The organism is Mycobacterium aquaticum (assembly GCF_002086485.1).
GTDB classification, from domain to species: domain Bacteria; phylum Actinomycetota; class Actinomycetes; order Mycobacteriales; family Mycobacteriaceae; genus Mycobacterium; species Mycobacterium aquaticum.
In genome coordinates this window covers 99219-117876 of the sequence record NZ_MVHF01000017.1, presented here as the reverse complement: position 1 = coordinate 117876, position 18658 = coordinate 99219, and the positions used below count along the sequence as shown (strand labels likewise).

Below are 18658 nucleotides of genomic sequence, written 5' to 3'. Positions count from 1 at the left end.
ATGACCGTCACCCCAGAAGGCCGCCGCCTGCTGCGCCTCGAGGTCCGCAACGCGCAGACTCCCGTGGAACGCAAGCCGTCGTGGATGAAGACCACGTTCAAGACCGGGCCCGAATATCGTGAGTTGAGTGCGCTCGTGCGGCGCAACGATCTGCACACCGTGTGTCAGGAAGCGGGCTGCCCCAACATCTTCGAATGCTGGGAAGCCCGGGAAGCGACATTTCTGATCGGCGGTGACCAGTGCACGCGGCGGTGCGATTTCTGCCAGATTGCCACCGGTCGCCCCGAACCGCTCGACCGCGACGAGCCCCGGCGCGTCGCCGAATCGGTGGCACAGATGCAGTTACGCTACGCGACCGTCACCGGGGTGGCGCGTGACGACCTGCCCGACGGCGGAGCCTGGCTGTACGCCGAGACCGTCCGGCAGATCCATGCGGTCTGCCCGGGCACAGGTGTGGAACTGCTGATCCCAGATTTCACCGGGACACCCGAGCAGCTCGACGAAGTGTTCGACGCAGCCCCGGAAGTGTTGGCGCACAACCTGGAAACCGTGCCGCGTATCTTCCGCAGGATCCGGCCGGGCTTCGACTACGACCGCTCGCTCGCCGTGTTGTCACGGGCCCGCAACCGGGGTCTGATCACCAAGTCGAACCTGATCCTCGGCATGGGGGAGACCACCGATGAGATCGTGCAGGCCCTGCGTGATCTGCACGCCGCCGGCTGCCAATTGATCACCATCACCCAATACCTGCGGCCCACACCGCGGCATCACCCCATCGAACGTTGGGTCACGCCAGAGGAATTCACCGAGCTCGACGGGGTCGCCCGGGAGATCGGCTTCCTTTCAGTGATGTCCGGACCGTTGGTGCGCTCGTCGTATCGGGCCGGAACGCTCTACGACCAGGCGCGTGCCGCTATCGAACTTTCAAGGAGTATTTCGTGACCAACACAGCTGATGTCGTCATCCTCGGCGGCGGCCCCGGCGGTTACGCCGCCGCGATCCGCTCGGCGCAACTCGGGCAGTCGGTCATCCTGATCGACGAAGCTCAGGTGGGTGGCACCTGCCTGCACCGCGGCTGCATCCCGACCAAGGCGCTGCTGCACGCCGCCGAGGTCGCCGACAACGCCCGCACCGCAGCCCAATTCGGCGTCAACGCCACCTTCGAGGGCGTGGACCCCGAAAAGCTGCACAGCTTCAAGAACACCGTGGTGTCGCGCCTGTACAAGGGCTTGTCGGGCTTGATCGAGGGCCTCGGGATCACCGTCGTCAACGGCAGGGGCAGGCTCAGCGGGCCCACCACGGTCGACGTCGACGGCACCACCATCACGGGCCGCACGATCGTGCTGGCCACCGGCTCCGCCCCGAAGGTACCCGGTGTCATCTCGACGTCGGACCGCGTGCTCACCAGCGATCAAGCGCTGGAACTGGACACCATCCCCGAAACGGCGATCATTCTCGGCGGCGGCGTGATCGGTGTCGAATTCGCCAGTCTCTGGGCCTCGTTCGGCACCAAGGTGACCATCGTCGAAGCATTGCCTCGGCTGGTGCCCAACGAGGACGCTGCCATCTCCACCTACCTGGAGCGGTTGTTCCGGCGTCGTCGCATCACCGCCAAGACCGGGGCACGCGTCACCGCTGTCACCTCCGATGCCGACGCCGTGCAGGTGACCCTGGAATCCGGTGATGTGCTCAGCGCAGACGTGCTGTTGGTCGCGGTCGGCCGCGCCCCGCGTACCGCAGACCTCGGGCTGGCCGAGAACGGCGTGACGGTCGAAGGTGGTTTCGTGGTTACGGACGAGTCGTTGCGCACCAGCGTGCCGAGCGTCTACGCTATCGGCGACATCGTCGGCGGACTGCAATTGGCGCACCGCGCATTTCAGCATGGCATATTCGTCGCAGAACGCATCGCGGGCCGTGAGGCCGAATTGGTCGCCGACGCAGGCATCCCCCGCGTCACCTACTGCCATCCCGAGATCGCGTCCGTCGGCCTCACCGAGGAGGCGGCGCGTGAGCAGTACGGCGACGGCGTCGAAACCGTCACCTACGACCTGGCGGGCAACGGGCGCAGCCAGATCCTCAAGGCCTCCGGTGCGGTCAAGCTCGTCGTCGACCCGGCAGGCGCAGTGGTGGGCGTGCACATGATCGGAGCCGGCGTCTCTGAGCTGATCGGCGAGGCGCAGCTGCTCTACAACCTCGGCGTGAAGGCGGCCGAAGCGGCCCGGTTCGTGCATGCCCACCCGACCCAGAACGAGGCCCTGGGTGAGGCGCTGATGGCCGTATCCGGCGCGCCGCTTCACCTGCACGGGTAGGGAGGGGTCAGCTGCCGCGCAGCTGACACGCTGAGTCCGCGGTGAGGGCGCTCGGTTCTCGATGTTTTGCGCCCTCACCGCAGACCCGATGCGGTGCAAAGGATCAGACGGTCAGCCGGCGGTCCCCGAACTCGTCGGCGAGCACGGCGACGAGACGGTCGACCATCCACTCGGTGAGCATCTTGCCCTTCTCGGCGCTGGCGGCCTCGGGGGAGGACAGGGTGCCGGTGGCGGTGGACATGCGGGTGTCGATCGGCAGCACGTCGTGGTTGACGACGCGCTCGGGAGCGTCGGCTTTGATGTGCTCGGCGCGCACGAGATGAGGTGCGTGGTGGAGCAGCAGCGAGGTTTCGATCACGGCGGCATGCTCGAGCGCCAGGCCCGGGAAGCCGTCGGGCCAGATGGCCTGCTGGCGGTCCGGTGTGAAATCGGGGTTGGCGTCCTCCATCACGAGGATCTTCAGTTCGGGGTGCTTCTCGGAGATCAGGAACGCGGGCTCGTAGATGAATCCGCTGTTCTCGTAATGCCAGTTGTACAGCACGATGTTGCGGAATCCGGCGCGTTTGAGCTCACTGAGGATGTCCTCGAGCAGGGCGATGTAGGTGGTGGCCCGCAGTGAGAGGGTGCCCGGAATGTGCTGCCCGCCACCGCTTCCCGGCCTGCTGCGGTAGCCGAACGGGACGAACTGCCCGACGACCAGGTCGGTACGGCGGCTGGCTTCCTCCAACAGCTTCTCGGGGATGAGCCAGTCGGTGCAGACGGGCAGGTGGTGACCGTGCTGCTCGGTCGAACCGATCGGGATGGCGACCGGGATGTCGGCCCGTGCCGCCTCGGCGATCTCCGGCCAGGTCATCTCCCGGTACAGTCGCGGCTTTTGTTCAGTCATGTCGTAACTCCTTGCTGGTCAATGAGAGACGCCGATGTTGCCGGCGGGTATGCAGGTGGACCGGCCACCGTCGACCACGAGATGCGTGCCCACGGCATAGCTGGCCCGGTCGGACAGCAGGAACACCACGGCCTCGGCGATCTCCTGCGGCTCGCCGAAACGTCCGGCGGCGACGCTGGCCGAGATCTCGGCGATCTCGGCCTCGGGATCGGCGCTGTCCTCGAATTCCACCATGAGCAGCGGTGTGCGGGTGGTGCCCGGGCACACCGAGTTGACCCGGATACCCCAGGTGACCAATTCCGCTGCGGCACTGCGGGTCATCGCGACGATGGCACCCTTGGTGGCGGTGTAGGCGACGAAGCCCGGTTGGCCCATGAGGGCGAGCTCGGAGCCGGTGTTGACGATCGAGCCGCGGCGGCGGGGCTGCATGACGCGGGCCGCCTCGCGCAGCACGTAAAACGATCCGGCCAGGTTGATCGACACCAGATCGTCGAAGTCTTTGTCGGTGGTTTCGACAAGCGGTGCGACGCGGGAGATTCCGGCGTTGTTGAGCACGGCGTCGATGGGGCCGAGCTCCGCTTCGGCTCGCTCGAACGCTGCCCGCACCGCGGCGGAGTCCCTGACGTCGACACTGATCGGCAGGGCGCGCCTGCCGTGCTCGCTCACCAGCCGCACGGCCTCGGACAGGTCGTCCTCGGGTCGGGCCAGCACGGCCACGTCGGCACCTTCGCGGGCCAGCGTCGCGGCGGTGGCCAGCCCGATTCCCGAGGAGGCCCCGGTCACCAGTGCAGTACGGTTCGTCATCTCACCCATGTGCGGCAATCCCTTCAGAGGTTCTCGGTGGCCCGGATCCACTCGATCTGCTTCTCCAGACCCTTCTCCAGCGCCCACTGCGGCACGTAGCCGAGGTCGCGTTCGGAGCGGCTGAGGTCGAACCGGGCTTGGCGGTCCCAGTCGGGTAGGTAGCCGGGGCCGATGTCGAACTTGGCTTCCGGCAACATTTTCGTGAGCAGTTCGGCGGTCTCGAACACGGTCATCCGGTCCCCACCTGATACGAAATACGCCTGCTGGGTGAGGTTTTCGGTGGTGGAGGCGAGCCGGGCGGCGGTCGCGACGTCGTCGACGTAGACGAACTGGAACCCGTGGTCACCGCCGGATTCCAGGCGGAAGGGCTCGCCACGCAGGCCGGCGCGGATCATGTCGCCGAGCAGGCTGGGCATCCACAGCCCGGGGCCGTACACCTCGGTGATGCGCAGTGACACGATCTCCATGCCGTAGAGCGAGTTGTACGCGCTGCCGAGCAATTCGCCCGCGACCTTGGTCACGCCGTAGACGGTGGTGGGGGCCGGCTTGACGTCCTCGGTGACGGGCCCCGGCTCGGTTATGTTGCCGAGTGCGCATTCCGACGAGAAGAACACGATGCGACGCACGTCGGTCATGCGGGCCGCTTCGTAAACCGCAAGCGTCCCATCGGCATTGGCGGCGAACGTGGTGACCGGCAATTCGATCGACAGCGCCGGATGGCTCTGCCCGGCCGTGTGAATGATTCGGTCGACGCCATAGGTGGTCAGCGTGTCGGTCAGGCGGGGAATGTCGAACAGTTCGCCGAGGACCGCGACGACTCCGTCGCGAGGGTCGACGGAGTAGTCGCGGTTGTACATGATGACGCGCTCGCCGTCGGCAAGCAGTTGGTCCACCAGGTGGCGACCGACGAAACCGCGGCCGCCGGTGACGAGTGTGGTCATGAATGCTCCTCGCTGTTGTGTGGACCAGAATGCCCTGCGGGTCGGTCGGCGACAACGGACGTAACGTCATACGTTCAGCCGGGCTTGTGGGTCATACTGTCGTATGACCTTGACCGTCGGTGATGTGCTTGCCCACCCGTCGCTGCGGTCGGCGAAACCGGCGGTGCTCAGCGGCCGGGACAACCTCGACCACACCGTCCGGTGGGTGCACTCGACCGATCTGTACGACATCGCGGATCTGCTGCGCGGCGACGAGGTGCTGCTGACCAACGGTGTCGGTCTCGTCGGCGTCGATGAGAGCGGCCGCAGGCTGTACATCCGGCGGCTGGCCGAGCGGGGAGTGGCCGGCTTGTTCTTCGAGGTCGGCAGGACGTTCGCGCAAGTGCCGCCGGAAATGGTCGACGAGGCGCAGCCGCTCGGATTCCTGGTGGTCGAGTTGGCTCCGACGTTGCGGTTCACCGAGGTCGCCGAGGCGGTGAACAGTGAGCTCATCGATCGGTCGGTGTCGCGATTGCGCTACGCCGACGAGACCTCCCGGGCCTTGTCCGAAGCGTTGGCTCGCGGCGCGACCCTGCACGAACTGATCGACCAGGTTGCCGGCATGCTCGGGACGTCGGCGCGGCTCAGTGATTACGCGGGGCGGGTGATGGTCACCGCCGGTGCCGTCGACGGTGACGACGCGACGCGCGCTGAGGTGCCCGTCATGGTCGACGGTACGGCGTGGGGGCGGTTGTCGGTGGACCCGTCCGGTGCACCCGAATTGCTGTGTGCCGCAGTGCTCGAGCGCGCACCCACCGTGCTGGGGCTGTGTCTGATGCGGGAACAGACCGGTATAGCGGGCACCCTGCGGGCCCAACAACTGGTGCTCGATCAACTGGTGGCCAATCAGGCGGGTGACCACGGCGCGCTCGAAACCCGCCTGCGGGCCGCGGGTATCGCAACGTCGGGGCAGCGCTATGCATGTGTGGCCGTCGACCCGCAGCGCGTCGACTCCGTCGCGATGGTCGCCGACGCCCTGATGCATCACGTGGGACACGGCATCTTCGGACTCGTCGACGGCTTGTTGTGTGGCGTGCTCGCGGTTGCGGCAACCGAGCCGCGTGCCGACGTCGCCACGGCGGTGCAGGGTGCGGCCCGTGCTCTGCGGTTGTCGCGAAACCGGCTGTGCATCACCGTGAGTCGCATGGTCGACGACATCGACACACTGCCGCGGGCGATGACAGAGGCGCGCGAGACCCTGCGGCTCGGGCAGGATCTGGACGTGGCGGGCCCGGCGATCGGGGTGCGGGCGTTGGCACTCGAACGGCTGCTGGCCGGCCACGGCGACGGCGATGCTCTGCGCGCGTTCGTCGATGACCAGATCGGCGCGCTGGAGCGCAGCGATGCGGCCAAGGGCGGGCAGTTGATGCGGACGCTCGAAGTGCTGATCGAGTGCGGAGGAGCCAAGGCCGAGGCGGCCAAACTGCTGCACATCCGCAGGCAGTCGCTGTACTACCGGCTGGACCAGATAGCCCGTCTGCTCGACGTGAACCTCGATCGACCCGGCCAGTTGACGACACTCGCGGTCGCCGTGGCGGCCCGCCGGATGCGCACCGTGGTGCGATAGCCCTTGGCGAGCAGACACCCGGGTACGCCAAGCGCGGCGTGTCGCGAACTTTTACGTCTGCTCGGCGGGGAGTTCGGGCGGATCTGGCAGGACGTTGACAGACTTTGTGCGCATGCACAAGGCAGGTTTACCGTTTTGTGCGGATCACTTCTCGCGCCGCCAGTGTGACGCACGCATCATTAGTCGCACAGCAGCCATCTGACCTGGAGTGCGACTGGTGAATACCCGAGAAATCGACGAGCAACCTGATGTCCTCATCATCGGCGCGGGTGCGTCCGGCGGGGTGGCGGCCCTGGAACTGGCCCGCCACGGCCTCAAGGTCGTCTGCCTTGAGCAGGGCGATTGGAACCTGCCCGACGACTTCACCGCCGGCAAGCCCGAATGGGAACTGACCCGGCTCAAGCAGTGGAACGCCAGCCCCAACGTGCGGCAGAACCCGGCCGACTATCCCATCGACAGCACTGAGAGCCCGGTCGAGCCGTTGATGTTCAGCGGCGTCGGTGGCAGCACCATCATGTTCTCCGGCCATTGGGTGCGCCCCATGCCGTCGGACTTCCGGGTCAAGACCCTCGACGGGGTGGCCGAGGACTGGCCGTTCACCTATGAGGACCTGCGGCCGTTCCTGGACGAGGTCACCCACCACATCGGGGCATCCGGCCTCGAAGGCGATCCGGCCTACCCCGACGCGCACACGTTCCCGCTGCCGCCGCTGCCCATCGGCAAGTACGGCCTCATCGCGGCCAAGGGCATGGACAAGCTGGGCTGGCACTGGTGGCCCGCGCCCAACGCCATCGCCTCGCGCAAGTACAAGAACCAGGAAGCCTGCATGCGCTACGGCGCCTGCGAATCCGGCTGCCCCGTCGGCGCCAAGGCCAGCACCGACATCACCCACTGGCGCGACGCGATCAAACTCGGCGTGCAACTGGTCACCGGGGCCCGGGTCAGTCGGATCACCGTCAACGACCGCGGGCTGGCGACCGGCGCCGAGTACATCGACCGCGACGGCACGCTTCATCATCAGGCAGCACGCGTTACGGTGTTGGCGGCCAACGGAATCGGCACGCCGCGGCTGCTGCTGAACTCGGCGCCTGACGGCCTCGCCAACTCCTCGGGCCTGGTCGGCAAGCGACTGATGACCCACCCGTACGCCTCGGTCTACGGCGCTTACGACGAGGACATGGAGACCTGGCTCGGCCCGGCCGGGCAGGCACTGCAATCCCTGCAGTTCTACGAGACCGATACCGACCGCGGATTCGTCCGGGGCGCGAAGTGGAACCTCATGCCGACGGGTGGCCCACTGGCACAGACCCTCTGGGAGCCGGGCGACGATTGGCGCGACAGCTTCGGCGCCAGCTTCCATCCGCGCCTGCAGCGCACCTTCGGCCGCTACACCGAATGGGGCATCACCACCGAGGACCTTCCGGACGAATCCAACACCGTGACACTGGATCCCGACGTCACCGACTCCGACGGGATTCCCGCCGCCAAGATCCACTACACGATCGGCGAGAACTGCCGGCGGATGTTGGACTTCAACGTCGCACGGGCCGTCGAGGCCCACGAGGCCGCCGGAGCAATTGAGGTACACCCGATTCCGGTGGTCCGGCACAGCGCCTGGCATCTGCTCGGCACCACCAAGATGGGGACCGACCCGGCCAACTCCGTGGTCGACGAATGGTGCCGCACCCACGACGTCCCCAACCTGTTCATCGTCGACGGCAGCACCATGGTCACCTCGACCGGCATGAATCCCACCGCCACCATCATGGCCGTCGCGTTGCGATCCATGCGACACCTGGCCGAAACCCGCTCAAGCATCCCCACTCCGTTCTGAGGTTCCTCATGCTCACTCCCGAACAGCGTCAGGTGTTCGCCACTCTGGCCGAAACCCTCATCCCGGCAAGCGACACCATGCCGTCGGCCACCACCGCAGAGGTGTCCGGCGCCCTGCTCGACCAGGTTCTGGGTTACCGGCCCGACCTCGTCGACGCGCTCACCGCGGCGCTGGATTCCAGTGCGGGCAAGGACCCCGAAGCCGCGTTGGACAGCCTCGCCACCGAGCAGCCGGGCCAGTTCGAGGCGCTCACAGTACTGGCCGCGGGGGCTTACTTCCTCAGCCCCGCAGTGAAAGCCGCCATGCCCTATGACCCGGCACCGCGCCCCGCGCGCGACGACATGGACAGCTACGTCGACATGCTTGAGCACGTCGTCGACCGCGGCTTCGTCATCCGCTGATCCGCCATCACCCGAAAGAACCCATCATGAGTGAAACCCGCAGTAAATCAGCGGAATCCATCTCCTCCATCGAGGAGAACACCATTCAGCAGGTGCCGCTGGATCAGCGGCACGGCCGCAACCGAGACATGTTCACCATCTGGTTCGGCACCAACATCATGATCCTGGCGATCGTCACCGGTGCGCTGGCGACGACGGTGTTCGGCCAGCCGGCATGGTCGGCCGTGTTGGCCATCGTCCTCGGCAACCTGTTCGGTGCGATTTTCATGGCGCTGCACTCGGCCCAGGGCCCCACGCTGGGCGTGCCCCAGATGGTGCAGACCAAAGGCCAATTCGGTTCGCTGGGTGCGGTACTCATCGTCGCCGTCGTGGTGTGTATGTACACCGGGTTCTTCATCTCGATCCTGGTGTTCGGCGGTGAGTCACTGGCTTCGGTCCTCCCGTTCCTCGGCGTCAAGGGCGGCATCCTCATCCTGGCGTGCGTCAGCATCGCGGCGACGATCTGGGGTTACACGCTGATCCACGCCTACGCGCGGATCATGACGTGGGCGTCGGGTATAACGCTGGTGCTTGCCTTCGTCTGGGCGTTCGGTGTGCACCCGATGCCTGCCGACTTCTTCCACAGCACCGGCGCCACCGTGGCAGGGTTCCTCGGTACCTTCGCCGCCGCGGCGGTGTGGCAGATCGCCTATGCCCCTTACGTTTCCGACTACTCGCGATACCTGCCGAAGGCCACCGGCGCCAAACCGGCCTTCTGGATGAGCTACTGGGGCACCACCACGGGATCGATCCTGCCGATGCTGCTGGGCGCGGGCGTCGGTCTGCTGGCCCTCGACGACGATCCGGCCATCGCGCTGACGAAGGCCACCGCCGGTATCAGTGTGCTGGTGGTCGCGGTGTTCAGTGTCGGGGTGGCGGCGACCAACGCGATGAACCTCTACTGCGGAACCTTGTGCACCATCACCATCCTGCAGACCTTCTTCCCGAAGTTCACCGCACGGGCCCGCGAGCGCGCCATCATCGCCGCCTGCATCTGCGCCTTCGCGGTGTTCGTCGCCCTTGCGGCCGGTGACGACTTCGTCGCCAAGTACAACAACCTGCTGATCCTGCTGCTGGGCGCGTTGGTCCCGTGGACCGCGGTCAACCTCGTCGACTTCTACCTGGTGCGCCACGGCGACTACGTCGTCGAGGACTTCTTCAAGGCCGACGGTGGCCGCTATGGCCGGGTCAACTGGCCTGCGGTCATCTGTTACCTGATCGGTGTCGCGGTGCAGCTGCCGTTCATGATCATCGGCACCGCCTACACCGGCCCCATGGCCAAACTTCTTGGCAATACCGATATCTCGTTCATCGTCGGCCTGGTTGTGGTCTCGCCGCTGTACTATTTCACGATGACCTCGCTGGCGCGTCGGCAGAAGAGCGTTCCCTCCGTCGTCAGAACCCACGCCGAGTAGAACCGAGCTACCACCGTGACGAGCGCCGAGCCCGACATCCACCAGTTCGAAGAAGTTCTGCAGCCGATCCCCGAATCAGTTCGCACCAAACGAGTTTCGGGCCAGTTCTGGATCTGGGCCGGCGCCAACATCGCACCGATCAACTGGGTGCTCGGTGCGCTCGGCATCGAGTTGGGGCTCGGCCTGAGGGATACGCTGATCGTCCTGATCGCCGGAAACATCGTCGGCATGGGGTTGTTCGGCATCTTCGTGGTGATGGGCCAGCAGACCGGGGTCACCGCCATGGTGCTCTCCCGGGCCGCCTTCGGACGCCGCGGCGCCTACGTGCCCGCCGCGATCCAGGCGGCCCTGGCCGTCGGCTGGTGCGCTGTGAACACCTGGATAATCCTCGACCTCGTGATGGCGCTGCTGGGCAAGTTGGGCCTGGTCGATCCGGATGCGCCCAACATTGTGCCGAAAATCCTTGTGGCCGCGACCATCATGGGAATCCAGGTGACGATTGCCTGGTTCGGGTACCGGACCATCGCCGCGTTCGAACGCTGGACTGTCCCGCCCACCCTGGCCGTGCTTGTCCTCATGACGCTCGTCGCGTGGTTCCACCTGGACATCGACTGGTCCTACGCCGGGCCCGCCGGTCACGTGCTGCAGGGCGGCGAACGCATCGTTGCCATGTCGACGGTGATGACTGTGATCGGAATCGGATGGGGCATAACGTGGTTCACCTACGCCTGTGACTACTCGAGGTTCGTCAGCACCACGGTGCCCCGACGCAGGCTGTACCTGGCCAGTGCTCTCGGCCAGATCATCCCGGTGGTCTGGCTCGGTGCCCTGGGAGCCAGCTTGGCGACGACCAACGGATCGGTCGATCCCGGCCGGTTGATCGTGGACAACTACGGCGCGCTTGCCCTGCCGGTGCTGTTGTTGGTGATTCACGGTCCGATCGCGACGAACATCCTCAACATCTACACGTTCTCGGTGGCCGCCCAAGCCCTCGACATCAAGGTGCACCGGCGCAAGCTGAATGTGCTTGTCGGCGTCCTGGCGCTGGCCGCCATCGTCTTCTTCATCTACCAGTCCAGCCTGGCCACGGTGCTCGACACCTGGCTCGCGGCCATCGTGGCCTGGGTCGCAAGCTGGGCCGGCATCATGCTGGTGCATTACTACGTGGTCGAGAACGGCCGCGTCGACGCGCAGCGGCTTTTCGACCCGGTCGGAACTCGGCGGCTGCCGGATGTGAACTGGGCGACCATGTTCAGCTTCGCAGCGGGAATCGTCGCCACCTGGATGTTCATGTACGGGGCGACGGGTGCCATGCAGGGTTTCGGGTCCCGCGCCCTCGGCGGACTCGATCTGTCCTGGCTCGCCGGTGGTCTGGTGGCCGCGGCGCTGTATGCGGTGCTCGGCCCGCGGGTGCACCGGCCGGAGAGTCGTGCCGAGGTTGTCGCCAAACCCGTTCCGTGACCCGATCCAGCGATACGGTTGACCGGTGAGCATCACGGTGCGCGAGCTGCTGGACATGCCGCACCTGCAGCTGCGACTGCACTCCGGCAAGGCCGGATTGGACCGCCAGGTGTCCTGGACACACACGTCGGACCTGCCCGAGCCGTGGCAGTGGGTCAGCGCCGGGGAGCTCTTGATGACCAACGGCATGTCGTTCCCGGCGGGGGCGGCCGAGCAGGAGCATCTGCTCGACGAGCTGCAGCGGGTCGGCGCCAGCGGTTTGGCCATCGGGGAAGAGATGTACTGCCCCCGGCTGACCCAGCGCTTCACGCGCGCCAGCGAACGCCTCGGCCTGCCGGTGCTGTGGATCCGCTATCCCATGCCGTTCGTGGCGATTTCGCGGGCCATCGCCGAGGCCACGCTGCTCGAACAGTCGCAGCGGCTCATGCGCACGGCCCGCATCTACGATGCGCTGCGCCGCACCACGGCAGGAGATGTGGCACGGTCCCGCATTGCCGACGCCCTCACCAAGGAATTGCGGTGTTCGGTGTTCGTCTGCGACCGCGTCACCGGCGACGCGTATCACCCCGACGGCCCGCATCCCGGCGATGAGGTCAAGGAGACCGTGCGCGCGGCATCGCAGGGCACGCTCGCGGCCGGGGCGCGGTCCATCCTGACGCCCAGCGGTGTCGAGGTTCTGGTCGGTGAGGTACCGACGCACGAGCACGCGGTGCTGGCCGTCATCCGGGAAGGCGGAGTGGCCCTCGACGGCGTGCTGATCCAGCACGCGGCGACGGTCGTCGCGCTCGAACTCTCTCAGACCCACCTGGCGCTGGAACACACCCGCCGCTCGGGCGCCGAACTCACCGCGCAGCTCATCGACGGCCGTATCGATCAGCGGGTCGGGCGCAGGCAACTGCAGTCAGCGGGTCTGGATCCGGCGACATCGATGTTCGTCTCGGTCACCTGTGCCGACGACCGGAGGCTGCGCGATTTGCATGTGGCCTTGTGGCGGCGGCGGATTCCGCATGTGACGGCATTCCGGTCCGGCGTCGCACACGCTGTGGTGCCGGGTACCGACGCGGCGGTCGACGGCATCGCCGCCTCGCTCGGGCAGACCGCCAGGATCGGGGCCAGCCGCGTGATGAAGACCGTGGGCCGCTCGGCGGAAGCCGCCCGCGAAGCCACCTGGGCGCTGGGCACCGCGCAACGGACCGGCGATGCCATCGTGCGGTACGGCACCGCCACGTCGTGGGTCGGGATGGGCGGTGTCGAGGACGCCCAGGCCATGGTCGAACGGTGGCTGGGCCCGCTCATCGAGCACGATACCCAGCACCGCACCGGATTGGTCGAGACATTGGAAGCCTTTCTCACCAACCAGCGGTCGTGGCAGCGCACCGCCGCCGCCATGAACGTGCACCGCCAGACCGTGCTCTACCGCGTGCACAAGGTCGAAGAGCTCACCGGCGCACGGCTTTCCGACACGGCCGACATCGCGCAGCTGTGGCTGGCGTTGCGGTCCAGGGATCTGCTCGACGGGCGCTGACCGCCAGTTACGCCGCCGGTTTCGGCAGGAACCGGTTGTCGAGGAACTGTGCGTAATCGGGCAAGGCGGCCGTGGCGTCGATCGACTTCTGGGTCTTGGCCCACTCGCCGAGTTCGGTGAGCTTGGCAGCGAGATCCGGATTGAGCTGCAGCGTGAAGTCGAACTCTTTGAGCACCGGGCGCAGTAGGCCCGCGTCGAGCTGTGTGGCCTTGGCCACGGCGTCGATCGCGGCGTTGTCCTGGTGCGACAGTGCGGATCCGGCGTCGGACAGTGCGGCGAAGAAGCTCGTGAGCGCCGGGCCTTTGTCGGCGATCGCATGCTGGGTGGCGAGGAACAGGCTGTGCTGGTGATACGTGCCGCCGTTGAGCTCGACTGCATCGGTGGCCAGCGCCTGGATGGTCTGCGCCTGGTACGGCTGGAAGATCGACACCGCGTCGACGTTGCGCTGGGTGGCCGCGGTGACGACGGCCGACGGCGCCACCTGGACCAGCTGAGCGCTGATATTGTTGTGCGCCAGTGCATTCGATATGTAGTAGGCGGCGCTGGTACCCAGCGGCGTGCCGATCGACTTGCCTGCCAGATCGGCGATGGTGGTGATGCCCGCGCTACGCCGGGCCACGATGCGCGAACCTTCCCACCTCGAGCCGTCGCCGACGACCCTCAGGGTCGGTGTGCGGGTGAGCGCGGCCGACGTGGGAACGTCTGCGGCAGTGGTGATGTCGACCTGGCCCGCCGCGGCGGCCTGCAGGGCCTCGACGCCGGAGGAGAAGTTCACCACCTTGACCTTGACGCCATGCTTGTCGAACAAGCCGGTCGAAGCCGCCACCGGGACCTGTGCCCAGGACGGGTCGACGACGAAGCCGACGGTCAGCTCATCGGCGTTCGCACTGCCCGAGCTGGTGCAGGCGGTGACCGACACGGCCAGCGCTGAGGCGGTCAGGGCAGCGGCGAACATCCGCCGGAGAATCGATTTCACGTTCGGGCATCCTCGAGTTGATGGTGCAGGGTTTTACGAATCTCGCTGTAGCCGGGCTGATCTGCCAGTGCATCGGCGGGCCGGGGCCGGCTCAGCGGATTGACGATGTGGTCGGCGATCCGGCCGTCGCGCAACACGCTGACGGTGTCGCCGAGCCGGATGGCTTCGTCGATGTCGTGCGTGACGAAGACGATGGTGCGGTTCAGGCGGGTCCACAGGTCGATCAGCAGATCCTGCATCCGCAGCCGGGTGAGCGCGTCGAGCGCCGCGAACGGCTCGTCCATGAGCATCACCGACGGTTCGCCTGCCAGTACCCGGGCGATGCTGACGCGTTGCCGCATGCCGCCGGACAGTTCGGTGGGGCGTTGGCGTGCCACGTCCTCGCGCAGACCGACGAGGTCGAGCAGGATGCTGATCTGTTCCTGCCGTTGACCTTTGGCGAGATTCCTGGCTGCCAGGGCGAAGTCGATGTTGTCGGCGACCGTCATCCACGGGAACAGCACGTCGCGCTGGAATGCCACGCCACGGCGGGGCTGCGGTTCGGTGACGGGCGCGCCGTTGTCGGTGACCGTGCCCGAGGTCGGGGTGATGAGGCCGGCCAGGCAATGCAGCAGGGTGGATTTGCCGCTGCCCGAGGCGCCGACGAGTACCGCGAACGACCCGTCGGGAACCGTCAGCGAGATGTTCTTCAGGGCCGGTTCGCGTTGGCCGGGGAACTGGACGACAAGGTCGTGTGTCTGGATGGCCACGTCAGTGTTCCTCCTGCGCCCAGCGGGTGAACGGGGTGGTGACCGCGTTGACGACCAGGTCGCACAGGGCACCGAGGATGCCAAGGATGATCAGGCAGAAGATGAGCCGGTCGGCCTGGGAGAACAACTGAGCTTGATAGATCCGGTACCCGATACCCGCTGTGGTGCCGGTCATCTCGGCCACCACGATCAACACGAACGCCATCGCGGCACCCACCCGCAGACCCGCGGCGATGTCCGGTGCGGCCTCGGGCAACACGACCCTGCGCAGGGTCTGCCACCGGCCCGCCCCCAGGCAGCGGGCGGCCTTCAGATAATCGGCAGGCGTGCTCGCGAGCCCCGAATGGCTGTTGATCCACACCGGGACGAACACGCCCAGCGCGATGACCAGGGTCTTGCTGTTCTCGCCCAATCCGAACCAGAGAATGGCCAGTGGCACCAGGCCTATCGTCGGGATCGGCGCGAACACCCGCAGCACGGGTTGCAGGAGGTTGCGTCCGGCCGCGGTGGTCGCCGTGAGCACCGCGACGACGACGCCGATGGCCGCGCCGATCGCGAAACCCAGTGCGGCCCTGCCCAAGCTGGCACTGATGTCGGCCATCAGCAGCCCGTCGGCCCAGAGGGCGTGGCCCGCGGAGAGGATCTGCGGGACGCTCGGGAAGAGCTGACGGGGGAATCGGCCGGTCGCTACCACCAGTGACCACACGGTCGATGCGAGCACCAGGCCCGCGACGGTCCAGCCGAGCGCGGAGAACCTGGCCAACACCGAGCGCAGCCGGGCCGGCGCCGCTCGTTTCGCCGTGCCTACCGCCGGTGTCCGGACTGCCACTCCTGCGGTCATGAGTGCCCACCGGGAAGCGGAGTCCACTCGAACGGTACGGCCTGGGCGCGATAGACCAGGGCGGTCAGGGTGAGCCGATCGACTCCCGGGACCCGGGGCTGTTTGACCTCGGGTTCACCGGCGACGCCATACCCCTCGTAGGGGCTGTGGTACTCCCATGCGACGTCGCCGTCGGCCGTCACCTGGAACAGCCGCCCGTGCATGCCCTCGGTGATCAGGGTGTTGCCGTTGGGCAGGCGCTGGGCGTTGCTCACGAAGGAACTGAAGAACGTCCACGACGGGCGACCCGAATCTTCTGCGGTGTACTGCCATACGATTTCCTGTGTGACCGGGTCGATTTCGAGAACCCGCGAGCCGGCGTAGATACCAAGCGGTGCGGGTGGGTAACCCGCCCCGCCCTGGTTGTCGAACACCAGGATGTTGCCCGCGCCCGGCAGACCCGCGGCGATCATGTGCGGATTGTGTTGTCCGGAGGTCTGATCCAGCGGGCGCGGGACTTTATGGGCGTTGATCCGCTGGTGCTGGGCTCCGGCTTGCGCGGCGTAGTACGGTCCGAGTCGCCAGGCGACGGCTCCGGACGACTTGTCGATGAGTGCGATGATGTTGGCCTTGCGGAAGCTCACCAGGATGTTGTCGGGGTTGAACACGGTGTCGGGCTGCACGTCGTACCAGCGGTTGGGGCCAAGGGATTTGGCACTGTTCATCTCCAGGTAGCCCCACGGGTCCTCGGGGTCGCGGGCCACCGTCTCACGCAGCGCGGCCCAACCGGTCTCGGAAAAGCCGAACTCGTCGAGATGGTCGCCGGCCAGCCAGCTCCAGACGATCTCCCCGTCCGGCGCCACCTCATAGAGGCCCTGGTCGCCGACGACGCGGTCACCCAGGGCTGGTACCACGCGTGGTGCCGTGACCAGGATCAGCCGGTTGCCGCTGGGCAGCAGCTCCCAGTCGTGGTTCTGCCTGGCCGCTCCACCTGGCGCCTGCAGACCCCATTCCCAAACCCGGTCACCGTTCCAATCGAGTTGCCCCACAGTTCCGTTGGCGTAAATGCCACCGCGCGCATCGCCGCTGTCGGACAGCTGCACCCCGACGTCGCCGATGCGGCCACCGTTGAGCGCGGGATCCAGGATGCGGGGCGGCACGCCCGCGTAGGGCCACTCGTGCACGACCGTGCCGTCGAGGGCAATGAGGCGCGTGACCGAATCTGCGCCCGTGAACAGCACGTAGCTGTCGTAGGCGAGTTCGGGGTCGAAATGTGTGACGCCGGACTGTCGTACGAATGCCATGTCAGCTACTCCACCAATGTCGTGTTACGTCCACGGGTCCTCCCCGTAACAGTTCTAATCGATTAGCGTAGTAAGCGAAGATGCTGGCGTAACCGTCATAATCGGCGTGATCGAAAGTCTGGCGAAGCGTCGTCAGGGGACGGGGAATCCAAGGGTGAGCGGAAAACGTCCGACCCTGGCAGACGTGGCAAGCCGGGCCGGTACATCGACGGCAGTGGTGAGCTACGTGCTCAACAACGGGCCGCGTCCGGTGTCAGAGTCGTTGCGGGCCAAGGTTATCGACGCCATCGACGAGCTGGACTACCGGCCCGATCGACGCGCCAGGGCGCTGCGGCGGCCGCGACGGTGGCGTCAGATCGGCCTGCTGGTCCCCGACCTCGGGTTGCCGCTGTTCGGTGAGTTCGTCGGGCGTATCGAGGTCGAAGCCAGGGCCCGCGACCACCTGACCATGATCGGCAACACCGGCTACGACCCGGAACGTGAGCTGGAATTCGCTACCGCGTTCACCGAGGTGGGCGTCGACGGTCTGGTGGTGATCGGCGCCGCCAACGCGCCCGAAACGGCCAAGCTGTGCCGCCAGGAACGCATCCCCGTGGTGTGGCTGCACAATGTGCGTGGCGACGTCGCCGACGACATCGTCGCCGTGGACCACGCGCAGGCGGGCGCGCTGGCCGCCCGGCACCTGCTCGACGAACATGCGTGTCACGACACGGTATTCGTGGGTGGTTTCACCGAATCAGATGTGCGGCACGGCGACCGGGAAACCGTCGAGCAGCGGTTCGAGGGTGTCGCGTCCGTCGTCGGCGCGGGACTCCGTCACATCCGGACCGATCTCACGCCCGCGGGTGCCTACGCCGCGGTCGGTGAGTTCCTGCGTACGCAGCGCTCGCCCCGGGCATTCGTGGTCGGCACGTTCGGCCAGGCGGCTGCCACCATCCGGGCCATCGCCGATGCGGGCCTGCAGATCCCGGAGCGCATACGCGTCATCGGATTCGACGGCGGTGCAACGGATTACGGTCAGTTGCGGCTCACCGCGGTGCAACAACCGGTCGACGAGTTGGCGCGCCGAGCATTGGGGCAGCTGCTGGGGGAGGGCGGCGTCGGCGCGGAGCTCAGGGCGTCGCTGCGGATCGGGGAGACGTGCGGCTGCTCGGCCCCGTGATCCGGCTCAGCCGAACGCGGCGACCGCGGCCTCGGCACACGCGACGTCGTCGGCCGCGCTGGCGCCGCTGACCCCGACACCGCCGACGATCACACCGCCGGCCCGAAGCGGGATGCCGCCACCGAAGATCACGAATCGCCCGCCGCCGTTGGCCTGCAGTCCGAAAAGCTCACCGCCAGGCGCGGCCAAAACACCCAGCTCCGCGGTCGCAGTGCTGTTGGCCACGGCGGTGTAGGCCTTGTCGACGGCGAGGACGGGGCCGGCGATCTCGGCCCCGTCCATCCGCCCGAACGCCACCAGGTGTCCACCCGAATCGACCACGGCGGCAGATACGGTCACCGCCCGCCGCTGTGCTTCGGCATGAGCGGCCGCCACCAGGCGCTGCGCTGTGGTCAGGTCGACACTCGAAGACGTCATGCGCGCCAA

Annotated in this window: 17 protein-coding genes; 9 read left to right on the top strand and 8 right to left on the bottom strand. The window is 66.9% G+C overall.

Features of this window, described 5'->3' with window-relative positions:
- Both lipA and lpdA read left to right on the top strand, forming a co-directional pair.
- Positions 1-942, top strand: coding sequence for a lipoyl synthase (gene lipA, locus BST13_RS18020; RefSeq protein ID WP_083165388.1), 942 nt, complete (start codon positions 1-3; stop codon positions 940-942).
- Positions 939-2309 (top strand): dihydrolipoyl dehydrogenase, encoded by a 1371-nt coding sequence (gene lpdA, locus BST13_RS18015; RefSeq protein ID WP_083165387.1) that lies wholly within the window; start codon positions 939-941, stop codon positions 2307-2309. The genes lipA and lpdA overlap by 4 nt, the downstream gene beginning before the upstream one ends.
- Positions 2310-2412: 103 nt before the next feature.
- On the opposite strand, the gene BST13_RS18010 is transcribed toward lpdA, so the two are convergent.
- Genes BST13_RS18010 through BST13_RS18000 form a run of 3 tightly spaced genes read right to left on the bottom strand, consistent with a single transcriptional unit; the run spans position 2413 to position 4940 of the window.
- Positions 2413-3195 carry a creatininase gene (locus BST13_RS18010; protein WP_083165386.1) on the bottom strand — a complete coding sequence of 261 codons (783 nt, stop codon included), beginning with the start codon at positions 3193-3195 and terminating at the stop codon, positions 2413-2415.
- An 18-nt stretch (positions 3196-3213) separates the two neighbouring features.
- On the bottom strand, positions 3214-4008 hold the full coding sequence (locus BST13_RS18005; protein ID WP_245839714.1) for an SDR family NAD(P)-dependent oxidoreductase: 795 nt from the start codon (positions 4006-4008) through the stop codon (positions 3214-3216).
- A 14-nt stretch (positions 4009-4022) separates the two neighbouring features.
- Complete coding sequence (locus BST13_RS18000) at positions 4023-4940, bottom strand: NAD-dependent epimerase/dehydratase family protein (protein ID WP_083165385.1); 918 nt, start codon at positions 4938-4940, stop codon at positions 4023-4025.
- A gap of 103 nt (positions 4941-5043) precedes the next feature.
- Between BST13_RS18000 and BST13_RS17995 the strand changes: the two genes are divergently transcribed.
- The 6 genes from BST13_RS17995 (at position 5044) to BST13_RS17970 (ending at position 13221) form a co-directional block, all read left to right on the top strand.
- Positions 5044-6546 carry a PucR family transcriptional regulator gene (locus BST13_RS17995; RefSeq protein WP_083165384.1) on the top strand — a complete coding sequence of 501 codons (1503 nt, stop codon included), beginning with the start codon at positions 5044-5046 and terminating at the stop codon, positions 6544-6546.
- 208 nt (positions 6547-6754) lie between these two features.
- On the top strand, positions 6755-8380 hold the full coding sequence (locus BST13_RS17990) for a GMC family oxidoreductase (RefSeq protein WP_083165383.1): 1626 nt from the start codon (positions 6755-6757) through the stop codon (positions 8378-8380).
- Between the two features lie 8 nt (positions 8381-8388).
- The gene (locus BST13_RS17985) at positions 8389-8781 is read left to right on the top strand and encodes a hypothetical protein (protein WP_083165382.1); all 393 of its coding nucleotides are present in this window, start codon (positions 8389-8391) and stop codon (positions 8779-8781) included.
- Positions 8782-8807: 26 nt separating this feature from the next.
- On the top strand, positions 8808-10235 hold the full coding sequence (locus BST13_RS17980) for a purine-cytosine permease family protein (RefSeq protein ID WP_083165381.1): 1428 nt from the start codon (positions 8808-8810) through the stop codon (positions 10233-10235).
- A gap of 15 nt (positions 10236-10250) precedes the next feature.
- A complete protein-coding gene (locus BST13_RS17975) occupies positions 10251-11696 on the top strand; it encodes a purine-cytosine permease family protein (RefSeq protein WP_083165380.1) in 1446 nt (481 codons plus the stop codon).
- Positions 11697-11721: 25 nt separating this feature from the next.
- Complete coding sequence (locus BST13_RS17970) at positions 11722-13221, top strand: PucR family transcriptional regulator (protein ID WP_083165379.1); 1500 nt, start codon at positions 11722-11724, stop codon at positions 13219-13221.
- Positions 13222-13228: 7 nt separating this feature from the next.
- Here the strand turns inward: BST13_RS17970 and BST13_RS17965 are convergent, their stop codons facing one another.
- From BST13_RS17965 to BST13_RS17950, 4 genes are read right to left on the bottom strand one after another with little or no spacing between them, the layout of a single operon-like run.
- Positions 13229-14197: an ABC transporter substrate-binding protein gene (locus BST13_RS17965; RefSeq protein WP_083165378.1), complete on the bottom strand. Its 969-nt coding sequence runs from the start codon at positions 14195-14197 to the stop codon at positions 13229-13231.
- Positions 14194-14946, bottom strand: coding sequence for an ABC transporter ATP-binding protein (locus BST13_RS17960; RefSeq protein WP_083165377.1), 753 nt, complete (start codon positions 14944-14946; stop codon positions 14194-14196). Before BST13_RS17960 ends, BST13_RS17965 begins: the two co-directional genes overlap by 4 nt.
- Before the next feature lies 1 nt (position 14947).
- Complete coding sequence (locus tag BST13_RS17955; RefSeq protein ID WP_083165376.1) at positions 14948-15787, bottom strand: ABC transporter permease; 840 nt, start codon at positions 15785-15787, stop codon at positions 14948-14950.
- Positions 15784-17070 (bottom strand): aryl-sulfate sulfotransferase, encoded by a 1287-nt coding sequence (locus BST13_RS17950; protein WP_083165375.1) that lies wholly within the window; start codon positions 17068-17070, stop codon positions 15784-15786. The genes BST13_RS17955 and BST13_RS17950 overlap by 4 nt, the downstream gene beginning before the upstream one ends.
- A 184-nt stretch (positions 17071-17254) precedes the next feature.
- Here BST13_RS17950 and BST13_RS17945 point away from each other — a divergent pair, with 184 nt between their 5' ends.
- Entirely contained in the window at positions 17255-18232 is a 978-nt protein-coding gene (locus BST13_RS17945) for a LacI family DNA-binding transcriptional regulator (RefSeq protein WP_083165415.1), read from the top strand.
- Positions 18233-18238: 6 nt separating this feature from the next.
- On the opposite strand, the gene BST13_RS17940 is transcribed toward BST13_RS17945, so the two are convergent.
- Positions 18239-18649 carry a GlcG/HbpS family heme-binding protein gene (locus BST13_RS17940; protein WP_083165374.1) on the bottom strand — a complete coding sequence of 137 codons (411 nt, stop codon included), beginning with the start codon at positions 18647-18649 and terminating at the stop codon, positions 18239-18241.
- Between the last annotated feature and the right edge of the window lie 9 nt (positions 18650-18658).

Coding starts and splice junctions, on each gene's coding strand:
- lipA (WP_083165388.1), top strand. CDS start 1: ATGACCGTCACCCCAGAAGGCCGCCGCCTGCTGCGCCTCGAGGTCCGC.
- BST13_RS18010 (WP_083165386.1), bottom strand. CDS start 3,195: ATGACTGAACAAAAGCCGCGACTGTACCGGGAGATGACCTGGCCGGAG.
- BST13_RS18005 (WP_245839714.1), bottom strand. CDS start 4,008: ATGGGTGAGATGACGAACCGTACTGCACTGGTGACCGGGGCCTCCTCG.
- BST13_RS18000 (WP_083165385.1), bottom strand. CDS start 4,940: ATGACCACACTCGTCACCGGCGGCCGCGGTTTCGTCGGTCGCCACCTG.
- BST13_RS17995 (WP_083165384.1), top strand. CDS start 5,044: ATGACCTTGACCGTCGGTGATGTGCTTGCCCACCCGTCGCTGCGGTCG.
- BST13_RS17985 (WP_083165382.1), top strand. CDS start 8,389: ATGCTCACTCCCGAACAGCGTCAGGTGTTCGCCACTCTGGCCGAAACC.
- BST13_RS17980 (WP_083165381.1), top strand. CDS start 8,808: ATGAGTGAAACCCGCAGTAAATCAGCGGAATCCATCTCCTCCATCGAG.
- BST13_RS17955 (WP_083165376.1), bottom strand. CDS start 15,787: ATGACCGCAGGAGTGGCAGTCCGGACACCGGCGGTAGGCACGGCGAAA.
- BST13_RS17950 (WP_083165375.1), bottom strand. CDS start 17,070: ATGGCATTCGTACGACAGTCCGGCGTCACACATTTCGACCCCGAACTC.
- BST13_RS17940 (WP_083165374.1), bottom strand. CDS start 18,649: ATGACGTCTTCGAGTGTCGACCTGACCACAGCGCAGCGCCTGGTGGCG.